Origin of the sequence: Muriicola sp. Z0-33 (assembly GCF_026126425.1) — a bacterium.
In the GTDB taxonomy this organism is placed as follows: Bacteria; Bacteroidota; Bacteroidia; order Flavobacteriales; family Flavobacteriaceae; genus JAFMPW01.
The window spans coordinates 145843-169360 of the sequence record NZ_JAFMPW010000002.1; the positions used below are offsets into that span (position 1 = coordinate 145843).

Annotated in this window: 27 protein-coding genes; 11 read left to right on the top strand and 16 right to left on the bottom strand. The window is 40.5% G+C overall.

All coding sequences use genetic code 11. From position 1 onward, the window contains the following. Positions 1 to 157: 157 nt before the first annotated feature. Together J1G40_RS03545 and J1G40_RS03550 are read left to right on the top strand one after the other, a co-directional pair. Positions 158 to 1366: a multidrug effflux MFS transporter gene (locus J1G40_RS03545; protein WP_265241039.1), complete on the top strand. Its 1209-nt coding sequence runs from the start codon at positions 158 to 160 to the stop codon at positions 1364 to 1366. A gap of 161 nt (positions 1367 to 1527) precedes the next feature. Then, positions 1528 to 2070, top strand: coding sequence for a hypothetical protein (locus J1G40_RS03550; RefSeq protein ID WP_265241040.1), 543 nt, complete (start codon positions 1528 to 1530; stop codon positions 2068 to 2070). Positions 2071 to 2083: 13 nt separating this feature from the next. Here J1G40_RS03550 and J1G40_RS03555 read toward each other — a convergent pair whose 3' ends face one another. Continuing rightward, entirely contained in the window at positions 2084 to 3121 is a 1038-nt protein-coding gene (locus J1G40_RS03555; protein WP_265241042.1) for an Ig-like domain-containing protein, read from the bottom strand. A gap of 53 nt (positions 3122 to 3174) precedes the next feature. After that, positions 3175 to 4293, bottom strand: a complete 1119-nt coding sequence (locus J1G40_RS03560; protein WP_265241044.1) for a hypothetical protein — start codon at positions 4291 to 4293, stop codon at positions 3175 to 3177. A gap of 164 nt (positions 4294 to 4457) precedes the next feature. Between J1G40_RS03560 and J1G40_RS03565 the strand changes: the two genes are divergently transcribed. Then, positions 4458 to 5405: a TerC family protein gene (locus tag J1G40_RS03565; protein ID WP_265241046.1), complete on the top strand. Its 948-nt coding sequence runs from the start codon at positions 4458 to 4460 to the stop codon at positions 5403 to 5405. 44 nt (positions 5406 to 5449) lie between these two features. Here J1G40_RS03565 and J1G40_RS03570 read toward each other — a convergent pair whose 3' ends face one another. After that, complete coding sequence (locus J1G40_RS03570; RefSeq protein WP_265241047.1) at positions 5450 to 5782, bottom strand: hypothetical protein; 333 nt, start codon at positions 5780 to 5782, stop codon at positions 5450 to 5452. Positions 5783 to 5996: 214 nt separating this feature from the next. On the opposite strand from J1G40_RS03570, the gene hpf reads away from it, so the two are divergent. Then, complete coding sequence (gene hpf / locus J1G40_RS03575) at positions 5997 to 6305, top strand: ribosome hibernation-promoting factor, HPF/YfiA family (RefSeq protein WP_265241048.1); 309 nt, start codon at positions 5997 to 5999, stop codon at positions 6303 to 6305. A gap of 29 nt (positions 6306 to 6334) precedes the next feature. Here the strand turns inward: hpf and J1G40_RS03580 are convergent, their stop codons facing one another. Then, positions 6335 to 6685, bottom strand: coding sequence for a hypothetical protein (locus J1G40_RS03580; RefSeq protein ID WP_265241049.1), 351 nt, complete (start codon positions 6683 to 6685; stop codon positions 6335 to 6337). A 137-nt stretch (positions 6686 to 6822) separates the two neighbouring features. On the opposite strand from J1G40_RS03580, the gene J1G40_RS03585 reads away from it, so the two are divergent. Beyond that, positions 6823 to 7353 carry a YceI family protein gene (locus tag J1G40_RS03585; protein ID WP_265241050.1) on the top strand — a complete coding sequence of 177 codons (531 nt, stop codon included), beginning with the start codon at positions 6823 to 6825 and terminating at the stop codon, positions 7351 to 7353. Positions 7354 to 7377: 24 nt separating this feature from the next. Here the strand turns inward: J1G40_RS03585 and J1G40_RS03590 are convergent, their stop codons facing one another. The 11 genes from J1G40_RS03590 to J1G40_RS03640 form a co-directional block, all read right to left on the bottom strand. After that, positions 7378 to 7821, bottom strand: coding sequence for a hypothetical protein (locus J1G40_RS03590; protein ID WP_265241052.1), 444 nt, complete (start codon positions 7819 to 7821; stop codon positions 7378 to 7380). 3 nt (positions 7822 to 7824) lie between these two features. Continuing rightward, positions 7825 to 8076 carry an acyl carrier protein gene (locus tag J1G40_RS03595; RefSeq protein ID WP_265241053.1) on the bottom strand — a complete coding sequence of 84 codons (252 nt, stop codon included), beginning with the start codon at positions 8074 to 8076 and terminating at the stop codon, positions 7825 to 7827. A 52-nt stretch (positions 8077 to 8128) separates the two neighbouring features. Further along, positions 8129 to 9403, bottom strand: a complete 1275-nt coding sequence (locus tag J1G40_RS03600; protein ID WP_265241055.1) for a beta-ketoacyl-[acyl-carrier-protein] synthase family protein — start codon at positions 9401 to 9403, stop codon at positions 8129 to 8131. Continuing rightward, the gene (locus tag J1G40_RS03605) at positions 9396 to 9848 is read right to left on the bottom strand and encodes a 3-hydroxyacyl-ACP dehydratase FabZ family protein (RefSeq protein ID WP_265241057.1); all 453 of its coding nucleotides are present in this window, start codon (positions 9846 to 9848) and stop codon (positions 9396 to 9398) included. The genes J1G40_RS03600 and J1G40_RS03605 overlap by 8 nt, the downstream gene beginning before the upstream one ends. A gap of 48 nt (positions 9849 to 9896) precedes the next feature. Next, complete coding sequence (locus J1G40_RS03610) at positions 9897 to 10688, bottom strand: enoyl-ACP reductase (protein ID WP_265241059.1); 792 nt, start codon at positions 10686 to 10688, stop codon at positions 9897 to 9899. Between the two features lie 30 nt (positions 10689 to 10718). Further along, positions 10719 to 11774: a type III polyketide synthase gene (locus J1G40_RS03615; RefSeq protein WP_265241061.1), complete on the bottom strand. Its 1056-nt coding sequence runs from the start codon at positions 11772 to 11774 to the stop codon at positions 10719 to 10721. Further along, positions 11774 to 12490, bottom strand: coding sequence for a methyltransferase domain-containing protein (locus tag J1G40_RS03620; protein WP_265241063.1), 717 nt, complete (start codon positions 12488 to 12490; stop codon positions 11774 to 11776). The genes J1G40_RS03615 and J1G40_RS03620 overlap by 1 nt, the downstream gene beginning before the upstream one ends. Next, positions 12490 to 13611 carry an NAD(P)/FAD-dependent oxidoreductase gene (locus J1G40_RS03625; protein ID WP_265241065.1) on the bottom strand — a complete coding sequence of 374 codons (1122 nt, stop codon included), beginning with the start codon at positions 13609 to 13611 and terminating at the stop codon, positions 12490 to 12492. Before J1G40_RS03625 ends, J1G40_RS03620 begins: the two co-directional genes overlap by 1 nt. Positions 13612 to 13710: 99 nt before the next feature. Continuing rightward, positions 13711 to 14403 (bottom strand): OmpA family protein, encoded by a 693-nt coding sequence (locus J1G40_RS03630; protein WP_265241066.1) that lies wholly within the window; start codon positions 14401 to 14403, stop codon positions 13711 to 13713. A 4-nt stretch (positions 14404 to 14407) separates the two neighbouring features. Then, entirely contained in the window at positions 14408 to 14890 is a 483-nt protein-coding gene (locus J1G40_RS03635; protein WP_265241068.1) for a lipocalin family protein, read from the bottom strand. 148 nt (positions 14891 to 15038) lie between these two features. Further along, on the bottom strand, positions 15039 to 17015 hold the full coding sequence (locus tag J1G40_RS03640) for a dehydrogenase E1 component subunit alpha/beta (RefSeq protein WP_265241070.1): 1977 nt from the start codon (positions 17013 to 17015) through the stop codon (positions 15039 to 15041). Between the two features lie 133 nt (positions 17016 to 17148). On the opposite strand from J1G40_RS03640, the gene J1G40_RS03645 reads away from it, so the two are divergent. From J1G40_RS03645 to J1G40_RS03665, 5 genes are all read left to right on the top strand, one after another. Beyond that, positions 17149 to 18096, top strand: a complete 948-nt coding sequence (locus J1G40_RS03645) for an isopenicillin N synthase family dioxygenase (RefSeq protein ID WP_265241072.1) — start codon at positions 17149 to 17151, stop codon at positions 18094 to 18096. A 29-nt stretch (positions 18097 to 18125) separates the two neighbouring features. After that, the gene (locus J1G40_RS03650) at positions 18126 to 18455 is read left to right on the top strand and encodes a translation initiation factor (protein ID WP_265241073.1); all 330 of its coding nucleotides are present in this window, start codon (positions 18126 to 18128) and stop codon (positions 18453 to 18455) included. 111 nt (positions 18456 to 18566) lie between these two features. Next, on the top strand, positions 18567 to 19499 hold the full coding sequence (locus J1G40_RS03655) for a DUF1835 domain-containing protein (RefSeq protein WP_265241075.1): 933 nt from the start codon (positions 18567 to 18569) through the stop codon (positions 19497 to 19499). 12 nt (positions 19500 to 19511) lie between these two features. Further along, a complete protein-coding gene (locus J1G40_RS03660) occupies positions 19512 to 20381 on the top strand; it encodes a nucleoside phosphorylase (protein ID WP_265241077.1) in 870 nt (289 codons plus the stop codon). A 41-nt stretch (positions 20382 to 20422) separates the two neighbouring features. Then, entirely contained in the window at positions 20423 to 21286 is an 864-nt protein-coding gene (locus J1G40_RS03665) for a substrate-binding domain-containing protein (RefSeq protein WP_265241078.1), read from the top strand. Here the strand turns inward: J1G40_RS03665 and ung are convergent. Further along, positions 21273 to 21938 carry a uracil-DNA glycosylase gene (gene ung / locus J1G40_RS03670; RefSeq protein WP_265241080.1) on the bottom strand — a complete coding sequence of 222 codons (666 nt, stop codon included), beginning with the start codon at positions 21936 to 21938 and terminating at the stop codon, positions 21273 to 21275. The two genes, J1G40_RS03665 and ung, sit on opposite strands and share 14 nt — an antisense overlap. Positions 21939 to 22010: 72 nt before the next feature. Here ung and J1G40_RS03675 point away from each other — a divergent pair, with 72 nt between their 5' ends. Continuing rightward, on the top strand, positions 22011 to 23516 hold the full coding sequence (locus tag J1G40_RS03675; protein WP_265241081.1) for a YfcC family protein: 1506 nt from the start codon (positions 22011 to 22013) through the stop codon (positions 23514 to 23516). Positions 23517 to 23518 lie beyond the last annotated feature (2 nt).

The following is a 23518-nucleotide window of genomic DNA, read 5'->3' on the forward strand; positions in this document are numbered from 1 at the left end:
AATGCTTTAGCAAGGATGGCACAACCAGGATAAGGCGAGTACTGCACCACCCTGCTTTTTTGCTCATTTAAAAATACGACTAAAATTATAACCTAACCTCCTAAAATCTTAAAGCGCTTATGGGTCTTATATCATACAAAACGGCTACTTTTGGCGCATGTTAAAAAAGCGGTCTTCCCAAATCGAATTTGTTGCCCTTATGGCTTCGCTGATGTCAATAGCAGCATTGGCATTGGATGCGCTTTTACCGGCATTAGATATTATTGGCCTGGCAGTTGGCACTACTGATGCGGCCGACAATCAACTACTTATAATTCTTTTCTTTTTTGGCCTGGGAATAGGCCCTTTGTTATTTGGTCCGGTTTCGGATAGTATAGGAAGAAAACCAGTGGTCTATATGGGTTTTGCAATGTTTATCATAGCAAGCCTACTGTGTGTATATGCCAATAGCCTGGAGATGATGATAGCAGGAAGAATACTTCAGGGCATAGCATTATCTGCTCCCAGGACGATTAGTATTGCAATGATCCGAGATAGTTTTAGTGGAGACTATATGGCCAGAATCATGTCTTTTGTCACCGTAGTATTTATATTGGTGCCTATCATTGCTCCGGCCTCAGGAAAGTATATCCTGGATAACTACAACTGGCAGTCTATCTTCCTTGCACAGGTGTTTTTTAGCATCCTGGTAGCCTTCTGGTTTTGGCGAAGGCAACCAGAAACCTTGCTCAAAGTGCATAGAACACCCCTAACAGGGCATCTGTTTACGGACGGACTCAAAGAGTTGATGAAACACAGAGATACTATTGCCTATACTTTAATCTCCGGATTTATAGTAGGGTCTTTTCTGGTATACCTGAGTACTTCGCAGCAGATCTTTCAGCATCAGTACGATATGAAGGATGAATTTCCCTATATTTTTGCCGGCCTGGCACTAACCATAGGTTCAGCGATCTTTTTAAACGGGACTTTGGTTTTGAGGTTGGGAATGCGAAGGTTAATAACCATTTCTATGGTGTTGTTCTTTGCAATTTCTTTGCTCTATGTGATATTCTTTAACAATGGAGATAATCCACGAGTAGGATTTTTACTCTTGTTTTTTGGACTTCAGTTTTTCGCAATAGGCTTTCTCTTTGGAAATCTAAGGGCTATTGCCATGGAGCCCGTGGGCCATATTGCCGGGATGGCAGCAGCGATAACCGGATTGGTTTCTACCCTGATGGCTGTACCCATTAGTATGTTAATTGGCCGATATGTAACAGACAGCGCCCTCCCCCTGTTTATTGGATTTCTGGTTTGCAGCAGTATTTCATTGGGTATTCTGGGCTATATTGAGCTCTCGGAAAACAGTCGGAAAAAGCTATAGGCCCGACAGCACCTCGTCATTCGTACAGAATTTTACCGTGTTCACACAATATTCTCAGCTAAATATCTTATTTTTAGTAATATAGCATATCAACGATAAGTAAATCGACTTGTTAGAAGTGTTAAATTCTCCTGTCGATCATCCAATTAAAAATTTGAATTATGTATCTATTTCGACTGATTATTGTATTTGCCCTGCTCACTTTTGATTTATCTTCAAATGCCGAATTAATTACACCAACAGCAACCACTACCGAAATTGCCGAAGTAGATCCATGTCTTTTAGGTAGCTGGCGGGTAGATATTCCAAGTATGGCCATAGCCCTGGACAGACCTGTGAGCGGATCAATATTAATTACGTTTGAAAGATCTCCTTTAAATGAGATTACCTCAAGTTTTGATGTTACCCTGACAAGAAGACCTCCTCAAAGTTCTACAAAGCGCAGGGTTCACATTGGTTCTCTTTCTGCAACCATGGAGCCTGTTGAGGCTACTCCGCGTGGTTCTAAAAGCTTTATGTTGACACGGATAGAATTGGGAGAAGAAAACTCACATAAAAGATACAAGGCAGACGGAGACTATAGAGATTTAGACAAAGAAGAAATCAAGGATTTTTTTATGGGCACGGTGTTTTATTATAAAGATTGTAGTCCTACTCTGATGATCGGTCTAAATGAGATAAAATTAGTTAAGGAAACCTATTAAATAAACTATAGGATCAATCTGTTATTCTAAAGGCCAATTCATATGATTTTTGGGCCAGGGCTCTTCCTTGATTTTGGAGCACATCTGTGTCGAACAACCTGTTTAAATTATTCCCTGCATTATCTTCGAGTTTAGCTTCAATTAATATTTTATATTCCTCTTTATTCCAATTATTAACAGGTTTAAATAATATCCTTTTTTCGTATCTGCCCAGTACAAAATCTCCAGGAACCAATTGGCCGTTAGCATCTTTGATTGTTAGCGCCTCCAAAGCCAGAACGGCATCCATAGGCTCCTCAAAAATAATTTGTAATTGTCCTTTCTCACCAGCAGCCGGAGGAAGTATTTCCCAGTTATCCGGATTGGGTTTATTACTGTCTCTGGCGATAACCACTAATTTCTTGGTATAGTCCTTTTTTAGCGATTGCCCTTCGGCTGTTTTCCAATCCCTGGAAATGTGTATTGTATATTCCCGGCCCTGCAAAATTGGCAATCCTTTTTCCTTATTAGGGATAAGATCCGTTTTAATTCTCCCGGGATCTAACCAGAGGGTAAGTCGGTCATGCGCCTTATTCCACAGTTCGGATTCCAATTCCAAAAAAACGACTATTTCCTCACCAATAGTTTCGTCTGTGACCTTAATAAAATTTAGCGCCTCCCCTACTTGCTGCATAGGTTGGGAAAATTGCAGGTAGATTTTAAGCAGGTTCTCGGGGACGGTATCCCTGGTGGGATAAATAACTGCCAGCTCTCCCAATTCCTTGGTAAGGGGTGGTGCTACCATAAAGTTGGCAAGCGTTACTCCATTGCCCCTTATTTCGTAGCTCTGGCCTTTAGAAAATGGGACGACAGGAATAAATTGATACCCGTTTTCCAATTGCTTTACCTCTCCCAGCACCGGGGTGGTCGAAGCACCAGCAATAAAGATTTCCGCTTCCTCAATTCCCTGACTCGCTTTAAATTCTACAGAAATGGCCTGCCCATTCTTGTAATTCACCTCCAGATGCTCAATTTCCTTTTTCTCACTACAATTGACAAATAAGATAATCACACAAAAAAAGACCAAGTTAGACTTGATCTTTTTGAGTAATATATTAATACCTGTTACATCCATTTGGTAGTACGACTTTTTAGCACCATATCTCCGTCGGAAGTTCGTTGAATATATACAACATTACCTGCGTCTAGCTTGTCCATCTGTAAAACGTATGGGAACGGCAAGTTGTCATAGGCTACTCCCCTGGAAACATATGGCTCGTCTACACTTTCCGTGATCTTGTCTTTGTAGTTAGCAATTGTTTCATATTTAATGCGCATTACCGGCCGGTTGCTGTTAGACATCAGAAAGTACTTCTTTCCTTCTTTCTCATAGGAAATCATATCCAAAGGAGAATTACCGGCTCCCAGCTCTGCAACAGTGCGTCCTTTAGAATGTACCCCTTCTTTTAATTCATTTAGTGGAAAGAGTACTAAAGGAGTACAAGTGTAACTTGCCATAAGGTAGTCTGCACCTTCTAAATTAATAACATCAAATGCCTTGATGGGCGCGTGGGTTTCAAATTGTCCGTGTGCAGCGTGCCAGATCTCTAATGATGCATACTGTTGTGTATCAGTAAAGGGAAAAGGAATACTTCTGAAGGTGGAGCCAAACTCCTTATTACTTAATCCCGAGACTAGAACTTTACCATTGTGGTATTTTAAATCGGATATAGCCCATATTCTTAAAGGACGTTCCCTTCTGTCTTTTGCATCAACCGCCACCGGATCTTGCAACTTAATCTTTGAATAACTAATACTTTTCAAAGTAACGTTTTCTAGCTTATCCCCGTTTAATTTCAACAGCACGGGCGTACCTTCGGAGGTGGTAACAGAAAAATAGACTGTTTTGGATAAGGGGTTCACCGCCATGTCTGTGATCTTAATATTTTCTTGAGTTGTCCCCAACGCGGCCGCCACTTTTTCATCAAATGCAGTGATATTAATGTTTTCTGCGGAAGCTTTTTCACTAACATCCCTGGTATCCAGGGCATATATTGCAGCATTTTTTGTGTCTCCTATAAACAGAATCCCATCAGGACCGAACGCAAGTTCCTCAATAGAGGCAATTTCAGGATCTCCGTAAATGAAATCTGCTTTTAAATCGGAAGTGGTGTCATTAAAGGTAGCGGAAATGGTAAGTACAGTTAATGCGCTAAGCGCACCCAGATAAATTAGTTTTTTCATGAGATGAGTGTTTTTCTAAAAATATTAATTTTTAGAGGTCGAGCTGTTTTATCTGGATCTAATTAACTAATATTTAACGCCATAGGGATGTTAAGAAATTGACAAAAAGCAATTCATAATATTATCAATCCAATGCTTATCTTTACCCATTAAATACACTATCCATGTTGGTTTGGGCCTTATTTATATTCCTGATCATCATCTTTCTTGCCTTAGATCTTGGGGTATTCAATAAATCGGACCATGTAATCAAAGCTAAGGAGGCCAGTATGTGGACGGCTTTATGGGTTACCGTAGCCATGGCTTTTAGCGGAATTATATATTGGCTTTTCCAATCTGGGATCATAGATAACCCCTCTGCCCTGACTCCCGGCAACGCAGTAATGAAATATATTACCGGCTATCTTATAGAGCTTTCTTTAAGCATAGATAATGTTTTTGTAATTGCCGTTATATTTTCTGCCTTTCAGATACCACCAAAGTATCAGCATAGAGTTTTGTTCTGGGGAATTCTCGGTGCAATAGTATTCAGGGCTTTGATGATTGTATTCGGGGTTACTCTGATCACCAAGTTCCATTGGGTCATTTATGTGTTCGGGATATTTCTGTTATATACTGCTTACAAAATGTTGCAGTCTGATGAGCACGACTTTAATCCTAAAAATTCTTTTGTTTTTCGCCAGTTAAAAAAGTTTTTACCTATTACATACGTGATTGATGGCCACAATTTCTTTATAAGACGTGGTGGGGTAAGAGCAGCAACCCCCTTGTTGGTTGCGCTGGTGGTAATAGAATTAACAGACATTCTTTTTGCATTAGACAGCATCCCTGCCATCCTGGCCATTACTGCTGACCCGTTTATCGTTTTTAGTTCCAATATTTTTGCCATACTAGGCTTGAGGTCCATGTATTTCCTGATTTCCCGTATGTTGCAGAAATTCCGCTATATCAACTACAGCCTGGTAGTTATTTTGGCCTTTGTTGGTTTAAAAATGCTGTTCTCGGACTTTGTGCATCCACCGGAATGGGTTTCTCTGACAGTAATTGTACTTGCATTATCATCCGGCGTAATAGCCTCATTAATGATTCCTGAAAAAGAAAAGGAGTCCTGATGTATTTCTACCGGACTCCTTTTTAATAAACCTTCTCTTTTTCCTTAGCAATGCATCTTTGCCATCCCTATGTATTCTAATACATTTCTCTCTAAATCATGAAATTGTTTAAGTCGTCCTGCGATGCTTTCGTGGCGGGTTTCCTTCCCATCAGCAGGAGATTGAATATCTTCAATAAGTTGCTGATTGTTTTTTCGCAAATCATCCAACTCCTGATAAATTGTTTCACGCTGTTCGAACAATCTGGGTGTTTTAGGTTCACAGGTATAGGATTTTAAATTATCCTTGAGTGATAACAACTCACTGTTGATACGTTCTAGCCGCAAAATTGCGCTTGTTTTGTTCTTACGATCAGGCGGGACTGTTCTTGTTTTCATTGGACAGGTGTTTTGGGGAATATGTGACTGAATAACTGACATTAAGTTAGTAAAAATGAATATAAGTTCCTACGCCTAAGGCTCGGAATATCAGAGTTTAACAATTTGTTATACAAAAATTAAACTTGGAAGGCTTTAAAATATTGTTGTTAACTCAGAATTAAATTTGGATTTGGCCAGGTTGCTGCCTATTTTAATAAAAAATAAGCGACCAATGAATATCAACTTTGAGTATGATGATGTTAAAGCCAGTGAACGTTTAGAAATAATGGTAGGTAAGAAGTTAGAAAAGTTAGAGGATAAGTACGATTTTATTATTAGGTCCGACGTTTTTTTTAAGACCGAAAACACCACTGAACAAGACACCGGAAAGATTTGTAGCATTCGTCTAAGTATGCCAGGACCGCGCCTGTTCGCCGAAACAAATGGTGCAAGTTACGAGGCGGCCATAGCTGAATCTATTGAGGATTTAGAAAGGCAATTGCGAAGGAGAAAAGAAAAAATGAAGCGCTCCTTAAAGTAGTTATTTATGATCCATAGCAGCCTGGGTAGTTAATAACCATCTTCATCTTTAAATTCCAGATCTGCAATTAGTTTATCCCACTTATAGGAATGCGGGGTGCGATATAACTCTTTTAATAAGCTGCGTTTTCTTCGCTCCGATATATCCAGGGTATCAATTATACTGTGTCGCTTTTGAATTAAAGCCATCCTTTCCAGTTTTAGTCGGGCACGGTCTTCAGCAGTGAGTATCATCTCAGGTTCGTACTTTTCTATGAGTGTCCTTTTAACAACAGCAACTTCTTTCTTATCGCCTTTTTTAGTTTCCTGTGCACACAAAGGTGTGGATACAGCACCGGCAAACAGGCATATAATAAGTCCGTATAAAGTTCTCGCTCTCATTTCAATATAGTGCAGTTCTCTTTTGCAAAGTACTGATTTCTAGTATCTTTGTCTATATATTTCTTGTAAGAATTATTGCGATCTATCGAATATTCTAGCAGTTTATCGTTATTGAAGATTATGCTAACTTTACTTCTATGTTTAAAACCGTTCTTATTCTTTTTAAAAAGCGAATATTTGTATTACTGCTTTTGCTGTTTTTCTTCCAGCTTACACGTTCACAAAAAAATATTGCTTCCGGGACCATCGAGTTCGAGTTTGTATCCAAGAAGGTAGATGGCAGCATTGGCGGATTGGCTTCTTCGAGCAGCATTAATTTTGATGATTTAAATGCTTCTCTATTTGAAGGGTCGGTTGCAGTGGATGCCATAAAAACTGGAAATTTTCTTAGGGATTGGGCGCTTAAAGGAGGCAAGTACTTTGATGAAGACAGCTACCCCCTAATAACTTTCAAAAGCAAGACTATTACTGCCGATACGGAAGGAATAAAAGTAGAAGGAGATCTTACCATTAAAGACATCACCAAACCCATAATTATAAATTTCATACTTGTTGAGAACGAACTTAAGGGAAATACTACTCTATATAGTTCGGACTTTGGTATTCAGATTAAAAAGAAACGGGAAGATAACAAAGTGGAGGTGGTTTTTAAATTTAACCTGGAGTAGGTTTTTGACTTTGGTTTGGAACCTTCAGTTATTTTCTTTCCTGATATCAGGAAAAACAGCCTCGTATATCTTTTTCACCAGCATATTTCCCAAAGGGAAATAAAGTGCAAAAAACAGCGCCATTCCCAGTGCAAAATTCCGAATTCCAAATACCCTTTCTATCACATTATCGGGAAAGGCATAAGAAGTATTAAAGTAATATCCACCAAATTCTAATAGACCCATAGCTATCAACCCATAGGCATATTGCGTATGGAATGGAAGATTACGAAGTAATAAAGAAATGGGCACCATATAAAGGATATAGCAACTAATCACTTGCCACCAGTAGGTAAATTTTGCTATTTGCATCTCGGTGCCAAACCAGTTCATTCCAAGGCCCCAAAGAAAATAGACAATACAATAAATAAGCAATAGCCGCCTGTCTACATTTAATTTAGTCCTCGCCCATAGTAGCATTTCGGACATCTGTCAGGGTTTCAATTTTAATTCAATAATTGCCAGAGCATCTTTCACTGTCAGCATTTTATCCATGTCTTCGTTTTCAAAAACTATATCAAAGGCATCTTCAACATCAAGGACTATATCTACCAGGTTAGCAGAATTAATATTGAGTTCATTAATAAAATGGCTGTCGGCCTCAATGGCATCCTCAGTAACATCTTCGGGCAAGTACAATTTAATAATATCCTTTAATTGTTGATACTGTTCTTTATTTACCATTTAAAAATACCTTCAATATTAATTTAGAATTGTGATCACTTTCCGAATGATATCAGTCGGACATCGCCTTAAAAATAACACAAGCATTTACATCTCCAAAGCCAAAACTGGCCTTTGCCAAAATTTTTGGTTGAAAAGGTATCGTCTCCAGTGGTATTCTGGATGCATCTACCACCTCTGCTATTTCCTGGTGAAGATCATCACAGTTTGTATTACCAAAAAACTTATGGTGTTTAAATTGCAATACAGTAGCCACACACTCCAGACTTCCAGCTGCAGCAAGGCAATGCCCGATAGTATCTTTGAAGGAATTGATATAGGGGAAATCCTTTCCCGAGCGCTTTAAGGCCAGGGCCCAATTTCTAATTTCGGTGGCATCTTTAGCAGTTGCGGTTAAATGACCGTTTATCCCATCGATATCATCCGCAATGATCGCAGCGGCTTCTACTGCCTGTACAATGCATCTTTGTACCGCTTCGCTATTCGGGGCTGTCATGCTCCCCTCAGAACGTTGTCCGCCGCTATTCACCGCTCCCCCTATTACTTCTGCATAGATACTAGCTCCTCTTTCTTTTGCACTATCAAGAGATTCCAGCACCAATGCCCCTGCCCCGCTTCCTGGCACAAAACCTGCCGCAGAGGCGCTCATGGGTCTGCTGGCTTTTTCCGGGCTATCATTGTAACTTCTGGGTAAGACACGCATGGCATCAAATCCGCCCCAAACATAAGGTCCGCTATCACTGCAACTTCCCGTGAGGATTCTTTCTGCTCTGCCAGCTCTGATACGCTCATAGGCCATTATTACCCCTTCTGTCCCTGTAGTGCAAGCAGAGGAATTTGTCGTTACCTGATTACCACAGCCGAGTATTCCACCCAGGTATGCACTGATACCACTGGCCATGGTCTGGATTACTGCAGTACTTCCCAACCTTCTTACATTGCCTGCATCTAAAACATGAATTGCCTCTCTGAACTTATCGACCCCCAGAATACCCGTTCCAAAAATTACTCCATTATTCCAATCCGGGGTTTCCTTACCGGCCTTTTCTAATCCTGCATCTCGCCAGGCATCTACACCTGCAATAACTCCATATACCAGGCCACTGGCGTTTAATCCTTTCAATTGTAAAGGTGTAAAGTAATTGTTTAATATATCGCTGCTAACATAAGGTTTTGCAGCAACATGGCATCCAAAATTTAGATCAGAAAGCTCTTGCTGAAATCGTATTCCGCTTACCCCCTGATCCAGGCTATTATAATACTCGGGCAAGCCTATTCCGTTAGGTGCACATACACCCATTCCTGTAATTACTACCCTCCTATTCACCTTCATAAGATTTTAACATGCCGGCTAATACCCCTTTGCAGACCAGTTCCTGATTATCATTATACATCTTTACTGTACACTTAAGTTTATTAAAGCGGAAATACGACTTTAGTGAGCGCACTTCCACTTTTTCTCCCGGAAATACCGGGCGGTAGAATTCCATTTCAGTGCTGCTCAAAGCGACGGATATGTCGTCAGTAGCATTGTTAGGCGAAGGTGATAAAAGATATATCCCAAGGCATACCAATCCAATTTGCGCACAGCATTCTGTAAGGATTACACCAGGAACAACAGCTTTGTCTTTAAAATGCCCCTTAAAGAAATCCAAACCTTCATGAAAAGTGAAGCTTCCGATTGTTCCCATTTCATCAACACTTTTAAGCTCATCCACAAATAGAAAGGGTTGACCATAAGGAAGCTGTTCTATTATTTCCTGCGTTTTCATCTCTTTTCTGCCACCTGCTTATTTAACATTTATTAATTCCTTAAGTATCTATATCAGGCTTTCGCCACCATCTGCGGTAATGACGGTGCCGGTAATCCAACTGGCTTCCTTACTGCAAAGTAAATAGACTACGTTAGCAACATCCTCTGGCCTGGTAAGCCTTCCACTTGGATTTCTCTGTAATGCCTGCTCTTTAATAATATCACTTTGAGGAATCAAATTTAAAGCCGCGGTATCCGTAATCCCGGCCTGTATACAATTGGCTTTTAGACCGTCTTTGGCAAATTCCACAGCCATACTTCTTGTTATTGATTCTAGTGTGGCTTTTGCAGCTGAGACAGCTGCATAGTTTGGCAACATCCGGGAACTCCCCTCACTTGTAAATGCCATAACTCGGGGATCTTCAGAGAAAAGCTGTCTTTGCAGCAATTCAGTGGTCCAATCATAAAAACTTATTGCCATTGCGTTCAGGGTGATTTGAAAATCCTGATTGGTTAAACTCTTGCCTTCGGAAAACCCCATCGGTTTTAAATTTCCCTTGGCTATACTATGCACCAACACCTTTATCTTGCCATTATTCTTAAGAAGCCTCTCTATTTCTTCTATGGTCGCCGCTCTTTTTTCTTCATGAACAGCGTCTACATTAAAGCTATGCAATTCTATATCATTAGAAGATAATTCTTCGAATGCGGCTGTAATCTGAGGCATTTTAGCTCTTCTGTCTCTATGGATTACAATTAGGTGATAACCATGCTGAGCTAACTTTTTGGCCGTGGCGAGTCCCAATCCGCTGCTACCCCCTAAAATGAGCGCCCATTCTTTTTCCAGATTATCTTCCATTACCAATTATCATAAATTTTAGAATTACCACTACCATGAAATAAGTATTCTTTGCGCAGAAAATCCAGGCCCAAAACTCAGCAATAAACCCTGCTCGCCGGGCGGTATCTCCTTCTCCATGAAACGCTCCAGTACATAGAGTACAGTAACACTACTCATATTCCCATAAAGACGAAGTGTTTCCCTGGTATCGTCAATATTTTTACCCATTTGCCCAAACAACTCCTCTACGGTTTGCACAATTTTCTTTCCTCCAGGATGAAAAATCAGATGATCTACAGCTGCAATACTGGTTTGGTGTTTCTCCAGGAAAGGATGTATAATATCCGGAAAATTATCGGCAATTGTGGCAGGTACTTCCTGATCTAACATCATTTTAAGTCCCCCGTTAGTAAGTTCAAAGCCCATAAGATGTGTTGCGTCTTTAAAGTGATACATCTCCTCTCCTATTATTTTGGGTCCCTTGGCGTTCTCTTCTGACGACATTAAAACACAGGCAGCACCATCCCCAAAAATGGCAGCACTCACCATGTTTGCCATGGAAAAATCATCTAGTTGAAATGTGGCGGTTGGACTTTCAACAGCAATAACAGCAGCTCTTTTTCCTGGATTTGCACGTAAAAAATTGCTGGCGTAAATCATACCTGAAATCCCTGCGACACAACCCATTTCGGTTACCGGCAAACGCACTATGTCTTGTCTTAATCCAAGTTCGTTAATAAGATAGGCGTCTAGAGACGGGATCATTATCCCTGTACAACTCACGGTTATTATATAGTCTAGCGACCCGGCATCCCATTGTTTTTGTTCCAAAGCTTTCTTCAACACTTCAGACCCTAATTTCTTTACTTCCTTTACATATACAGCATTCTTTTCTTCGAAGGAAGAAGCGGTAAAAACCTGCTCAATATCCATAATACCGTAGCGCGTATCCACAGCAGCAGCCTCGAAAATCTTTAGCACCTTACGCCGGAATCTTTCGTCCTGATCCTTTAACCAACTCTCCACATAGGGTAATATATCTTTAGTGGTCCTGCTATAAGGCGGCAATACCTTAGCTACACCCGAGATAGTTACTTTATTCATTAGACCGTATTTGCTGATTTGTACATCGCCCAGGCATATCTGAAAGCCCATTTCCTTTTTATGCTGTGTGAGACGGAAGGCAAGTAAGAGGATAAATGTTGCAACTCTTTCATAGCAAAACCCCGGCGTATGGAAACCAATCCGTCGTTTTTAGCAATTTTTGTTTTTATAAAAATAACACTAAAGACTTTAAAAAGATAATAAGCCCATCTGCTTCGTTGTAAATCGTTGATCACTACCCCAATAGACGCGATATCAACCATTTTCTCTAGAAACAATGGCATCTCCTCCTCCTTAATATGATGCAGCGTTAGCGTACATATCATTACATCGCAGGCCATTGTATCCTGATCATCGGACAGGATATTTTTCTTCAGAAAACTAATCTCCGAATACGATTCAGATAGTTCTTCAGCAATATCAAGTGCATTCTGGCTTAGGTCTATTCCAATTAAATTGAATTCAATGTTTTGCCTGCGCCCGAATCTCGCCAGGGCTCTTAGCATGCTGCCATCACCACAACCCACATCAACTATAGTATAGGGCCCTGGAGCTTGGTTTTTTAGCATGTTGCTTACCGCATTTATGGTAATGCGGTTACCACCCAGCATGTTGTTTACCCTATCCAGGTCGCGATACACTTCTTTTAAGCGTGTTTTACCCACCCCGGGTTGGTCCATAAGTTCAGTTTCCGAAGTTCTGTTAGTAAAATTCATTAGATGGTTATTGGTTTTCCATGGGTGCTTTTAATCACTTTCTTTACTATACCCGGGGATTTTACCGCTAATTTCATCAGGACTTTAGCCAAAACAGGTTGCATTAATACGGTCTGTAATTTTCTTCCCGCAGCTAGTCTTCTTTTAAAAGTAGCCTCCCATATGCTATTATAGTCAGATTCAAGTGCCTCCCGTGATCTGTCCACAGCGCTTAAGTAAGAAATAATACATTCAGCAGCAATCTTAGCACTATGTATGGCCATTGCCATACCGTTACCGCAAAGAGGATGTATAAGTCCTGCCGTATCGCCGCACATCAGCATATGTCTTTCAATCGTTGTCTTTTGATCAAAGGAAACCTGAGCGATGGATAAGGGTTTATTAAATATTGGGGTCGCATTTTGCAGGAACTGTGCCAGGAAAGGATTTTTTGAAACTACATTTTTATTAAAGTGATCAATATCTTTATAAGACTCAAAACTCTTATAATTAACTAAATAACAAAAATTAATAGCTCCGGTTTCTGTTTTAGACAAGCCAGCATATCCGCCTTTAAAATTATGAAGCGCCACCAGGTCATCCGGGAAATCTTTAAGCTGGTAATGCATTTTTATTCCCAGCCAGGGCGACTTGCGACCAACGAACTTCCTGTTCAGATCCTTATCTAAAACCGACCGTTTGCCATATGCTCCAATTACAATTTCTGAGTTGTATTTATTCCCTGATGTAGTTGTTAAGGTAAACCGATTGTTTGCGAAGTTTACATTCTTTACTGCTTCAAAAACAAATTCAACTCCGTTTGTAAGCGCTGTTAAATACAAGGCCTTGTCCAGGGCATATCTGCTAATTCCCATTCCGCCTAGTGGGAGCTTGGCAATGAACTGATTGCCTTCCCTGGTAGAGAATTGAAGTGTGTCAATGGAAACGGGGTTGGGAAGTTCTACTCCCAGGGTATCCAGATAAGGTTTAATTTCATTTGAAAGGTATTCTCCGCAAACTTTGTGGTTAGGATATCGCTGTTTCTCGATGACCAGAACTTCAAAATTGTTTTGCGATAAATGAAGTGCCGCTGTGAGTCCGGCCAATCCCCCACCAATAATTACAATGTCGTATACATTCACTTAGGGAAGATACATATTCCAGAATAAAAATCCCGCTGACCCTCCTGATGATTCCAGACAAGACCGCGGGATATAAATATCTCTGGAAGGTATCCTCTTTTAGTTATTGGTTTTGTCTATCGCTTCCTTTTTAAGGGCTTCGCTCGCAATAATACCTAGTTCCACTCTTCTGTTTTGTGCCTTTCCCTCTGCGGTTGCATTGTCTGCTTTCGGCTGGTTTTCTCCATACCATTTTGTTGTAAACCTTTGAGCATCTATACCCTTGGATATTAAATAGTTGGTTACAGATTCTGCACGTTGCCTGGACAAATTCATGTTGTAATCATCCGGGCCGGCACTATCTGTATGACCTTCGATAAGAATAACAGACTTAGGGTATTCTTTAAATATTTCCGCCAGTTTATCCAAGGTTTCGGCCGAAGTCCCTTTTACATTAGACTTAGCCGTATCAAAATGCACACCGGCCTCTTCATTGAAGGTCACGTTTATTCCTTCACCAATTCTAGTAACTTCCGCTCCGGGTATTTCCTCCTCAATTTTCTCTGCCTGCCGGTCCATTCTATCGCCGATATATCCACCGGCAACTCCCCCAACAACACCTCCAATAATAGCGCCTAAAACGGTATTACCCTTACCTACATTGTTGCCGATTACGCCACCTATTACTGCTCCTCCTGCAGCACCAATCACTGCTCCTTTTTGCTTATTATTAGCATTTCTGGTAGCACTACAGCCCATTATCAGGCCAAAAACCACCAACATCATTACGTTTTTCAATACGATATTTCTCATTCTTTTATTTTTTAGTGAATTCATAGACCACAGTAACTGGTTGCCCGTCCACGTTTACATTCGATTTTAAAGTCATGCTGTCTGCCGTTAAATAGGCAATGTTTAAACTATATCCCACTCCTCCAGAGATGTCCTTTAATTTTTCATCAATAAATTTAAACTGGAATTGACTGTTATAATTTTCTGCCCGCTCTTGCACAGACCAGCGAATAAATCTTTCTCCACCGGCACATAGGCTACCATCTTTTATAGTATATTTCCCAGTACTGTTGTTATCTCTGAAGAACCAGGTACTGCCCTCAAAACAAATAGCTTCTGCATCATTAAAGACCACAGCCTTGAAGGTTCCTTCATTATTTTCGAAGGAAACATCATCAAGAATCCAGGTACCACTTATTAGGTTTCTTTGGTCTCTTACCCCCTTTGTGATAGAGCAGGAGCTTAACAACAAAATTATTGCACTCAGGTACAGCAAAGTTTTTTTCATAATATTTCGTTTAGATTAACTCTTATGATATACGTTCTATTTAAGCTTTTAGTCTAAACTTTTCGATAAGATGTATCTGCCGTTCAAAATAAGTTTGGAAACAACTTATTAGCAGCGTTTTGCAGCTTTAGATTTTTTTTGGTTTTAACTAGTACACCAGCAGCTCTTGTAGCGTTGCTTTAAAACGGTCTTTAGGCAAGTAATTATTTTCCAGATTTTTAGCGAATGGAATGGGGGTTTCCAGGCTGGCCACACGTTTTACAGGAGCATCCAGGTATTCAAAACAATTCTCCATCACCATGGCAGAGATATCACTGGCGATTCCTCCAAACATGCTATCCTCCTGCAGAATGATTAGTTTCCCGGTTTTCTTTACAGATGTGAATATAGCCTCCGTATCTAGTGGCTGCAAGGAACGCAAATCCAAAATATCTGCTTTAATTTCTGTATGGGCGTCCAAAACATCCAATGCCCAATGTACTGCAGCCCCATAGGCCACAATACTAATCTGGTCTCCCGTTCTTAACAGATTAGCTTTCCCGAAAGGCAAGGTATAATAATCTACAGGAACGTCCTGATAACTGCTTCTGTACAATGCCTTATGCTCAAAAAATAATACCGGATTAGGATCATTTATTGCGGTAGTCAATAGCCCCTTGGCATCGAAGGGAAAGGCCGGGTAGACCACTTTTAGACCCGGCGTCTTGGTGAACCAGGCTTCATTGGTTTGAGAATGAAAGGGCCCAGCCCCTACCCCAGCTCCACAGGGCATCCGGATCACCACATCGGCATTTTCATTCCAACGGTAGTGCACCTTCGCCAGATAATTTACAATTGGATTAAAGCCAGTACTTACAAAATCTGCAAACTGCATCTCCATTACTGCTTTCATACCATTTATAGACAAGCCCATAGCTGCAGACACAATAGCCGATTCACAAATTGGAGTGTTTCTGACCCGTTCTTTTCCAAAAGCATCCACAAACCCCTCGGTAATCTTGAAAACCCCTCCATAATCGGCTATATCCTGTCCCAGGATTACCAGGTTATCATGCTTTTCCATGGCTTGTTTCAGTCCTTCAGATACCGCATCTACAAGGCGGATATTTTTAACGACATTACCAGGGTTAACTGGCTCATATATAAATTCTTTATATACGTCATATAATTCTTTACTTTCATCTAATACAATGGCATCTTCAGCAAAAGCCTGTTTCAAATGGTCATCAATTTCATGGATAATCTCCTTCTTTATTTCCACCTCATGTTCTTCGGTGAGCAACTGGGCAGAATGGAGGTATTCCTGGTAGTTTTCAATGGGATCTTTTGCTGCCCATTTTTCCATTAATTTATGTGGAACATATTTTGTACCGCTGGCCTCCTCATGTCCGCGCATGCGAAAAGTCTTAAATTCCAGGAGTACAGGTCTTGGCATTTCTCTAATGCTCCTACAGAGTTTATCTACCTTTTTATAAACCTCCAGGATGTTGTTACCGTTTATAGTATAGGATTCTATTCCATATCCTTTACCCTTATCTGCAATTTGCTTACAGCGATATTGCTCGTTTGTAGGTGTAGATAAACCATACCCATTGTTTTCTACACAGAACAATACGGGTAAGTCCCAAACAGCTGCAACATTTAGAGCTTCGTGAAAATCTCCTTCACTGGTTCCTCCTTCACCTGTAAAAACAGCCGTCACGTGTTTCTGTTCCTTAAGCAAATTGGCCAGTGCTATACCATCAGCCACACCCAATTGTGGTCCCAAATGAGAGATCATTCCTATGATATTGTAGTCCTGGGTTCCAAAATGAAAGCTTCGATCACGGCCTTTTGTAAAGCCACTTGCTTTTCCCTGCCATTGGGCAAACAATCTATATAAAGGAATGTCACGACTGGTAAAGACACCCAGGTTGCGGTGCATCGGCAGAATGTATTCCTCGTCTTTCAATGCAGTAGTAACACCAACAGAAATAGCTTCCTGCCCAATGCCACTAAACCATTTTGAAATCTTTCCCTGGCGCAGTAGAATTAGCATTTTCTCCTCTATCATCCTGGGTTTCAGCATCCTTTTATAAAGTTCTAACTGAAGTGTTTCGGAAATGCCTTCGGCTTTGTATTTCATAGGGTGAACTATGGCGTTTTATACATATTTGGAACAAAAGTAGGAAAATTGCAAGCAACAAAACCATAGAATTTCAAAGCAGTTTTACTCCCGGATTTTCTTAACTTTACGAGCGAACTAAAAAATGAAGTTTATGAGTGCTATACCAAGTGTAGACCTGCGCGATTTTATCTCCGGAGATGAGCAAAGAAAAGAAAAGTTCATTACTGAAATCGGTGCAGCATTTGAAGATATTGGATTTGTAGCCCTTAGGGGGCACTTCCTTTCCGATAAATTAGTGGAAGACCTTTATGCTGAAATTAAAAAGTTCTTTTCATTATCTCAGCAGGTAAAAGACAAATATGAAATAGAAGGTATAGGGGGGCAACGAGGATATACTTCCTTTGGGAAAGAGCATGCCAAAGGCAGAACTGAAGGGGATCTTAAAGAGTTTTGGCATTTTGGCCAGTACGTTGAAAACAATCCAAAGCTGGAATCGGAATACCCTGATAACGTAGAAGTAGAAGAATTGGAACATTTCAACGAAGTGGGCAAAGAGACCTATAAAATGCTGGAAAAAACCGCTAAATATGTGTTGCGGGCACTGGCATTGCATCTGGGATTGGAGGAGGACTATTTTGACGACTATATTAAAAACGGAAATTCTATCCTCAGACCCATTCACTATCCGCCAATTACTTCAGAACCAAAGAATGCAGTGAGGGCCGCCGCTCACGGCGACATTAATCTTATAACGCTGCTCATGGGAGCCCACGGACGGGGTTTACAGGTAAAGAATCATGCAGACGAATGGGTAGATGCCATTGCTGCACCAGATCAGTTAATGATCAATGTCGGTGATATGCTTTCTCGTCTTTCCAACAACAAATTAAAATCTACAATTCACCAGGTGGTTAACCCACCTAAAGAATTATGGGGCACCTCCCGATATTCTATCCCGTTTTTTATGCATCCTATAAGTGAGATGCCGCTGAATTGCTTAGAAAAATGTATAGATGAGGACAATCCAAAGCAATTCTCCGACATTACAGCGGGAGAATTTTTACATGAACGTTTAATTGAATTAGGATTAATTAAGTAGTTAAAATACAACTATATAAAGCACCTTTAATGGACCTTCAAGATCAGTTAAAAAACCTCTTTCCGGATCATAAACCCTCCAAAGAAGAAAGTGTTTCAAACAAAGCATCAGACATTTGGATGCAAGACGCGCCTATTATTTGCAAATACGAAAAAAGAAAGGGGAAGCCAATTACCATCCTTGAAGGCTATACCGGGGCTGAAGCCGATTTTAAAAAACTGGCGAAAGAACTAAAAACTACTCTGAGTGTTGGAGGCTCATTTAAAAATGATAAAATTATTATTCAGGGAGACTACCGGGATAAAATCATGGATATCCTTATCAATAAAGGGTTTCAGGTAAAGCGCGTAGGTGGTTGACAAGCAGCTATGATGTGAAAATAAATTATTCGTTGCGCAGAAATCTGTTAATTTTTTTTGTTTTTTTCTTTTTAATGTTACTTTTAGGAATTGAATCAAAACGAAACCTAAATGAGTTCCCAATTGCACATTACCAACGGGGATAGTTTTACCCAAAAGTTAGAATCATTACAACTAAAGGGAGAAATTATTACCTGGCGCGAAATGCTGTGTGAGGGAAAGACAGAAACTAACGTAGGTAGTGAATCGTTTTGGAAAACCCGTTTTGATTTTCTTCACAAGAATTATAAAGTAAGTAAATCCTGGTTCGTAGAGAAAACACTTAAGGAGTATCGCTCACTTTGCAACCATAAACAACAAGACCAGATCATCCTCTGGTTCGAATACGACCTTTTCTGCCAGATTAATATGCTAGCGGTGCTTAGTTGGCTTAAAACGTATCGGCGCGATGCAGAGATTTCATTGGTATGCAGTGGAGATGAAGATGAAACAGATAAGTTATACGGTCTGAACGAGTTATCGAATGAACAATTATTAGATCTATACGAAAACAGAAAGGTACTTTCCCGCAGTGATATAGAATACGCAGATTATGTCTGGCAACTTTACTGCAGTGATAACCCGATCCGTTTGGAAAACCTTACGGATTTTAATAATTACCAGTTTGATTATCTGGGGGATGCGGTTAAAGCCCATTTAAAGCGTTTTCCCAGTATTAAGAACGGTTTAAATGCTATTGAAAACAAGGTTTTGGAAGTAGCAGCTGAAAAGAAGCCCAGATCTAAAAAGGCATTCCTTAATAACGTACTTCAGGATCAGGGACTCTACGGCTTCGGAGATTCGCAGTACGATAGAGTAATTACAAATCTGAAACCGTTGTTCACTTCTTTCAACCCTGTAAGACTTTCTAAAAAAGGTAAGGAAATACTGGATAGAAAGACTAGCTACTACTCCCTTATTAAAGACAACGAGGCCTATCTTGGCGGGGCGTTAAAATACAACTACCTCTACAATACGGATTCTGACAGAATATTAAAACTATAATTCCAGCATTAGATGCAACTTGGTCCGTCGGAATTTATCCTTAATGCCGATAAGAGTATTTATCACCTTAATTTACTGCCAGGAGATATAGCAGATACCATTATTACCGTAGGAGATCCTGACCGGGTATGGGAAGTCTCCAAGTATTTTGATTTTATTGAAGTTGAAAAACACAAAAGAGAGTTCAGAACGCATACCGGCCGGCTTAACAACAAAAGATTAACAGTAATTTCCACAGGGATTGGCACAGACAATATAGACATTGTCATGAATGAACTGGACGCTCTGGTGAACATGGATTTTGATAACAGAACAGTAAAACCAGAACATACTTCCCTGGATATAGTAAGAGTAGGAACCTCGGGATCTATACAACCCGACATTCCGTTAGACACATTTGTATTGAGTGAACTTGCTATTGGGTTCGACAATATGCTGCACTTTTACGATAGCGAAGAAATACAACACCCAGACATTCAATTGGCTTTTATTGATCATACAAAATGGTCGGTTTTTAAATCTATCCCTTATGTAGTACGCTGTAGTGAGGAACTTGCTATTAGGTTAAGATCGGACAATGTACAGCCTGGTTTTACCGCGACCAATGTTGGCTTTTACGGGCCACAGGGGAGAAAACTCAGACTTAGCAGAGAGGACAACCAATTGAATAAAAAGATCTCTTCCTTCGAGTTTGAAGGAAAAAGAATTACCAACATGGAGATGGAGACCTCGGCTATTTACGGCCTGGCTGCTTTACTTGGCCATAGGGCAGTATCCATGAATTGCATCCTGGCCAACCGAAGCACAGGAGAGTTTTCACTGCATCCACACAAAGCTGTAGATGAATTGATACAATATGTTCTGGATAGACTTACCAGATGAATCTATTCTTATCCATATACTTTTAAGCCATAACAGCATAAATGAAAAAAGTAAGAATTATTGGAGTCCCTGAGCACTTTAATCTTCCCTGGCATCTTGCTATAGACGAAGGAGCCTTTCATGAGCGTGGGATAAGTTTGCAATGGACAGATGTCCCGGAAGGCACTGGCAGAATGTGTCAAATGCTCCAGGATAATGAAGCAGATCTGGCGATCATCCTTACCGAAGGCATTGTAAAAAGCATCACAGAAGGAAATCCGGTAAAAATTGTACAGGAGTATATAGGTTCTCCCCTGCAATGGGGAATCCATGTTGCTGCATCATCCCAATATAACAGCATTTCGTCACTGGAAGGCACTAAGGCAGCCATCAGTCGCTATGGCAGTGGCAGTCACCTTATGGCCTACGTTAATGCACAAAATCATAATTGGGATACTGACAGTCTGAAGTTCGAAGTCATCAACAATCTGGACGGAGCAGTTACGGCGCTTACAGAAGACCACGCGCAATATTTTATGTGGGAACATTTTACCACCAAACCATTAGTAGATAAAGGCATTTTCAGGCGGTTGGGAGATTGCCCTACTCCCTGGCCGTGCTTTGTTATTGCTGCAAGGGAAGAATTTATAAGTCAAAACACTTCTGTACTGCAACATATACTGGAAATAATCAACTTGTATAGTTCGGAATTTAAAAAGATTCCAAGCATAGATCGCACCCTGGCCAACAGCTATGGTTTAGAATTGGCAGATGTAGTTGAATGGCTTTCAATAACAAGTTGGAGCCAAACTAATATTGATAGTCAAGTTATTGATAATGTACAGAATACACTTTATCATTTAAAGTTAATTAAAGATAAACTATCGTACAAGGAAATCGTGTGGTCAGCGGCTACCAATCAATAGTCGACTTGCCCATTTTAGTTAATAGTGCATTGGTCTGACTAAAATGTTTATTTCCAAACCAATACCCCCTATTGGCACTTAAAGGAGATGGATGTCCAGAGCTCAGAATATGGTGCTTACCACTATCAATTAATTTGGCTTTCTTCTTAGCATACCCTCCCCAAAGCAGGAATACCACCCCCTTTCTCTCCCTTGATATTTTCTGGATTACAGCATCGGTAAACCTTTCCCAACCCTTATTCTGATGACTTCCTGCCATATGTGCTCTTACTGTTAAAGTGGCATTTAGCAACAGTACGCCTTGCTCCGCCCAGCGATTAAGATTGCCGCTTTTTGGGTAAGGAACGCCAAGGTCTTTATTAATTTCTTTAAAAATATTTACCAGGGAGGGCGGATGAGTAATCCCTTCATTGACAGAGAAACACAGTCCGTTTGCCTGTCCCGGGCCATGATAAGGATCTTGCCCAATGATTACTACTTTTGTATTTAGGAAATTACTGTGTTCAAAGGCTGCAAATATTTCCTTACCACCAGGATAGCAAGGGTAACGGGAATATTCATCTTTTACAAATTGTATTAAATCAGAGAAATAGGGCTCCTCAAATTCCTGTTGCAGTTGCAATTTCCAACTCTCTTCTATAGCTACTCGCATTTATTGGCTCATTAGCGCTTATAAATTAAAAATAATAATATCTTTCCATACCATAAGCCTTTAAACCAACCTATGTTTAAATCAAGGAAGTATAAATTCCCAACTGCACACACCATTCTTGTTATTCTTGCCGCATTTGTAGCACTCCTTACATGGTTGATACCTGCTGGCCAGTACGACCGGCTATCGTATGACGCTGAGAGCAATGTTTTTGTCAGAACTAGCCAGGAGGTGGCAGAATCACTCCCGGCAACCCAGGAATCACTGGATGCCCTGCTGGTAAAAATCCCTCTAGATAAATTCCGGGAAGGGGCTATTTCTAAACCAATTAGTATTCCAAATACGTATAAGCCACTCAAAGCACAACCACAGGGGATATGGTCGCTAATACAATCTCCCCTAAAAGGAATTATCCAGGTCTCGGACATCATTCTATTGGTACTGATTATAGGCGGCCTAATTGCCATAGTGAATGCGACGGGCGCTTTTGAAGCCGGGATTGCATGGCTTTCCGTAAAGCTTAAGGGGAAGGAGTTTTTACTGATTGTAATAGTAACTTCCTTAGTAGCCCTGGGCGGCACTACCTTTGGCTTAGAGGAGGAGACCATAGCCTTCTACCCTATTTTAATCCCTATTTTCCTGGCTGCTAAGTACGATGCTATGGTAGCCATTGCATCAATCTATATTGGTTCATCGATAGGCACCCTGGCTTCCACAGTAAATCCGTTTAGCACTATTATTGCTTCGGACGCAGCTGGCATTAATTGGACAACAGGCCTTGAATCCAGGGTAATCATGTTGATTGTCGGATTAATTATTTGCATACTGTACATTATTCGTTATGCCCAGCGTGTAAAAAACAACCCTTCAAAGTCGCTCATATACCATCAAAAAGCAGAAATAGAAAAAATGTTTCAGGGGTCTCAAAACTCAAATGTCCCGGCACTTAGCTGGAGGTTACGTTTAGTTTTGCTGATTTTCACCCTTTGCTTTATAGTAATGGTTTATGGAGTCTCCCAGTTGGGATGGTGGTTTATGGAAATGACATCGGTGTTTCTGGCGGGAGCTTTAATCATAGGGTTGATCTCCAGGATTGGTGAAGAACAATTTGTGAATAAGTTCATTAAGGGAGCTAGTGATCTGTTAGGAGTGGCATTTATAATTGGAATTGCGAGAGGGGTAACCGTTTTGATGGAAGATGGTTTAGTTAGTGATACGCTGCTCTTTTATGCAAGTTCTGTGACAGACGGAATGCCAAAAGGACTCTTTATAAACGTCGTTTTGTTAATATACAGCGGTCTTACATTCTTTATTTCCTCTTCCTCCGGGATGGCTGTGCTTACTATGCCAATTATGTCTCCACTTGCAGATAGTGCGGGTATAGGCAGAGAAGTAATGGTGAATGCCTATCAGTATGGTGTGGGCTTGTTTAAGATCATTAATCCGACAGGAATCATTCTGGCGTCATTGGCCATTGTTAATGTGGGTTATGATAAATGGTTGAGATTTGCCCTCCCGCTTGTAGCCATTTTATGCCTGCTGGCCATGATTGGGCTGACCTTGGGGGTTTACCTTTAATT

What these genes read in the sequence shown, in the direction of transcription:
- J1G40_RS03545 (WP_265241039.1), top strand. Translation starts at nt 158, where the DNA reads ATGTTAAAAAAGCGGTCTTCCCAAATCGAATTTGTTGCCCTTATGGCT.
- J1G40_RS03550 (WP_265241040.1), top strand. Translation starts at nt 1,528, where the DNA reads ATGTATCTATTTCGACTGATTATTGTATTTGCCCTGCTCACTTTTGAT.
- J1G40_RS03560 (WP_265241044.1), bottom strand. Translation starts at nt 4,293, where the DNA reads ATGAAAAAACTAATTTATCTGGGTGCGCTTAGCGCATTAACTGTACTT.
- J1G40_RS03565 (WP_265241046.1), top strand. Translation starts at nt 4,458, where the DNA reads ATGTTGGTTTGGGCCTTATTTATATTCCTGATCATCATCTTTCTTGCC.
- J1G40_RS03570 (WP_265241047.1), bottom strand. Translation starts at nt 5,782, where the DNA reads ATGAAAACAAGAACAGTCCCGCCTGATCGTAAGAACAAAACAAGCGCA.
- hpf (WP_265241048.1), top strand. Translation starts at nt 5,997, where the DNA reads ATGAATATCAACTTTGAGTATGATGATGTTAAAGCCAGTGAACGTTTA.
- J1G40_RS03580 (WP_265241049.1), bottom strand. Translation starts at nt 6,685, where the DNA reads ATGAGAGCGAGAACTTTATACGGACTTATTATATGCCTGTTTGCCGGT.
- J1G40_RS03585 (WP_265241050.1), top strand. Translation starts at nt 6,823, where the DNA reads ATGTTTAAAACCGTTCTTATTCTTTTTAAAAAGCGAATATTTGTATTA.
- J1G40_RS03590 (WP_265241052.1), bottom strand. Translation starts at nt 7,821, where the DNA reads ATGTCCGAAATGCTACTATGGGCGAGGACTAAATTAAATGTAGACAGG.
- J1G40_RS03595 (WP_265241053.1), bottom strand. Translation starts at nt 8,076, where the DNA reads ATGGTAAATAAAGAACAGTATCAACAATTAAAGGATATTATTAAATTG.
- J1G40_RS03605 (WP_265241057.1), bottom strand. Translation starts at nt 9,848, where the DNA reads ATGAAAACGCAGGAAATAATAGAACAGCTTCCTTATGGTCAACCCTTT.
- J1G40_RS03610 (WP_265241059.1), bottom strand. Translation starts at nt 10,688, where the DNA reads ATGGAAGATAATCTGGAAAAAGAATGGGCGCTCATTTTAGGGGGTAGC.
- J1G40_RS03615 (WP_265241061.1), bottom strand. Translation starts at nt 11,774, where the DNA reads ATGAATAAAGTAACTATCTCGGGTGTAGCTAAGGTATTGCCGCCTTAT.
- J1G40_RS03620 (WP_265241063.1), bottom strand. Translation starts at nt 12,490, where the DNA reads ATGAATTTTACTAACAGAACTTCGGAAACTGAACTTATGGACCAACCC.
- J1G40_RS03630 (WP_265241066.1), bottom strand. Translation starts at nt 14,403, where the DNA reads ATGAGAAATATCGTATTGAAAAACGTAATGATGTTGGTGGTTTTTGGC.
- J1G40_RS03635 (WP_265241068.1), bottom strand. Translation starts at nt 14,890, where the DNA reads ATGAAAAAAACTTTGCTGTACCTGAGTGCAATAATTTTGTTGTTAAGC.
- J1G40_RS03640 (WP_265241070.1), bottom strand. Translation starts at nt 17,015, where the DNA reads ATGAAATACAAAGCCGAAGGCATTTCCGAAACACTTCAGTTAGAACTT.
- J1G40_RS03645 (WP_265241072.1), top strand. Translation starts at nt 17,149, where the DNA reads ATGAGTGCTATACCAAGTGTAGACCTGCGCGATTTTATCTCCGGAGAT.
- J1G40_RS03650 (WP_265241073.1), top strand. Translation starts at nt 18,126, where the DNA reads ATGGACCTTCAAGATCAGTTAAAAAACCTCTTTCCGGATCATAAACCC.
- J1G40_RS03655 (WP_265241075.1), top strand. Translation starts at nt 18,567, where the DNA reads ATGAGTTCCCAATTGCACATTACCAACGGGGATAGTTTTACCCAAAAG.
- J1G40_RS03660 (WP_265241077.1), top strand. Translation starts at nt 19,512, where the DNA reads ATGCAACTTGGTCCGTCGGAATTTATCCTTAATGCCGATAAGAGTATT.
- J1G40_RS03665 (WP_265241078.1), top strand. Translation starts at nt 20,423, where the DNA reads ATGAAAAAAGTAAGAATTATTGGAGTCCCTGAGCACTTTAATCTTCCC.
- ung (WP_265241080.1), bottom strand. Translation starts at nt 21,938, where the DNA reads ATGCGAGTAGCTATAGAAGAGAGTTGGAAATTGCAACTGCAACAGGAA.
- J1G40_RS03675 (WP_265241081.1), top strand. Translation starts at nt 22,011, where the DNA reads ATGTTTAAATCAAGGAAGTATAAATTCCCAACTGCACACACCATTCTT.